The organism is Kitasatospora sp. NPDC057512 (assembly GCF_042802135.1).
Classification (GTDB): Bacteria; Actinomycetota; Actinomycetes; order Streptomycetales; family Streptomycetaceae; genus Kitasatospora.
On the sequence record NZ_JBHVET010001084.1, the window covers coordinates 1 to 2,013 of the forward strand.

Consider the following 2,013-nt stretch of genomic DNA (forward strand, 5'->3'; position numbering starts at 1 on the left):
GGTTCGGGGTGCGGCCACCGCCGCCGCGCCCGATGCCGCGGCGGTGAGACCGGCGGCGGCCAGCAGGGCCACCAGGGCGCCAGCCATCGAACGTATGATCCGATTAGTCATCGTGCTCCTCGTAACGGTTCCGGAGCAGCGCGGACCCGCCGATCTGACCAATTTCTCATGGTCTGACCAGCTGGTTTTCCCATCCGCGCCTAGTATGCTCCACTGAAGTTCTACAGCGGTGTAAAAGTTTAGCGGCGGGCCCTGCCCGGATCGGCCCCGGCCCCCGGCCACGCGAACCCGCCGCTTCGACGGGGGGCGCGTGGCAACTGTGGAGGATGACGACGTGTCTGGCCGCAAGGGTTCCCCCGGAGCAGAGAATTCGCCGCACCGGGCGGGCGGGCGCCGGAGCACCGGCCGGAGGGCCGACCGGACCGGAACCGGCCAGAACCCGGACAGCTCGGACATAGCGGAGGGCAGGGCGGAGGGCCGCGCGGCGGGCCGGGCGAAGAAGAAGCCCAAGCGCAGCACCAAGGAGAAGGTGCTCTGGGCGACCGCCGGCTGCACCGCCCTCGCCGTCCTCGGCGGCGCCGCCCTCTACTACCGGCTGAACAGCAACATCAGCACCTTCGACGGCGACGCGCTCAGCAAGGACCGCCCGGAGGCCGCGGCCCCGGACGCCCAGGGCCGCACCCCGGTCAACGTGCTGATGATCGGCTCGGACAGCCGCGGCAACGGCAACAGCGACCTGGGCGGCGGCGGGGACGGCGGCGCCCGCTCCGACACCGCGATCCTGCTGCACGTCTACGCCGACCACAAGCACGCCGTCGGCATCTCCATCCCCCGTGACTCCCTGGTCACCATCCCGCCGTGCAAGCTCCCCAACGGCAAGTGGACCAAGGAACAGACCAATGTGATGTTCAACAGCGCCTTCTCGGTCGGCGACAGCGACCAGGGCAACCCGGCCTGCACCCAGAACGCCGTCGAGAAGCTGACCAACCTGCGCGTCGACCACACCATCGTGGTGGACTTCAACGGCTTCGCGTCGATGACCAAGGCGGTCGGCGGCATCGAGGTCTGCCTGCCGAACGACATCCACGAGGGGGACCTCAACCCCAACCTCGGCCGCAAGGGGAAGCTGCTCTTCGCCAAGGGCAAGCAGAAGGTCGAGGGCCAGAGCGCGCTGGACTACGTCCGGGTGCGGCACGGCATCGGCGACGGCTCCGACATCGGCCGTACCAAGCGCCAGCAGGCCTTCCTCTCCTCCCTCATCAGGGAGGTGAAGTCCCACGGCATGGACCCGACCACGCTGCTGCCGCTCGCCGACGCGGCCACGAAGTCGCTGACCGTCGACCCCGGCCTCGGCTCCGCCGCCAAGCTGCTCTCCTTCGCCATGGAGCTCAAGGACGTGGACCTGCACGACATCAAGTTCCTGACCGTGCCCTGGCGTTACGAGGGCCCCCGGGTCGCCCTGGTCCACCCGGACGTGGACCAGCTGTGGGCCGCGCTCAAGGCCGACCGCACCATCGACGGCCAGGACGCGAGCGCCCCGGCCGACACCGGCTCCACCTCCCCCACCGCGGAACCCGCCGCCACCCCCGCGGCCGCACCGGCCCCGACAGCCGCCCCGGACGCCAAGGCCGCCGAGGTGAAGGTCTCCGTGCTCAACGGCACCGGCGAGACCGGGCTCGGCGGCCGGGCCGCGGAGACCGTCAAGGGCGCCGGCTACACCGTCACCGGCGTCGGCAACGCGGTCGGCAAGCCGCGCGGCACCACCGTCGTCGAGTACGGCACCGGCGAGCGCACCGCGGCCGAGGCGGTCGCCAAGCTCTTCCCCGGTGCGACCGTGCAACCCGGCGGCCGGGGCGTCAGCGTCGTCCTCGGCCACGACTTCGCCGCCGCCAACCCGGCGGGCCCCGCCACGCCGGCCCCCGGCGGCGCCGCCACCGCACCGGCCCCGCTGCCCACCAGCATCAGCGGCGCCGCCCGCTCGGCCGACGACGACCCCTGCGCCAACCTCTCGTA

1 protein-coding gene is annotated in these 2,013 nt (G+C 72.0%); it reads left to right on the forward strand.

Going from position 1 to position 2,013, the window contains the following annotated elements; genetic code table 11:
* Positions 1-334 precede the first annotated feature (334 nt).
* Positions 335-2,013 (forward strand): LCP family protein (locus ACFU6K_RS37840; RefSeq protein ID WP_380671024.1); only part of this gene is annotated, 1,679 nt, incomplete at its 3' end.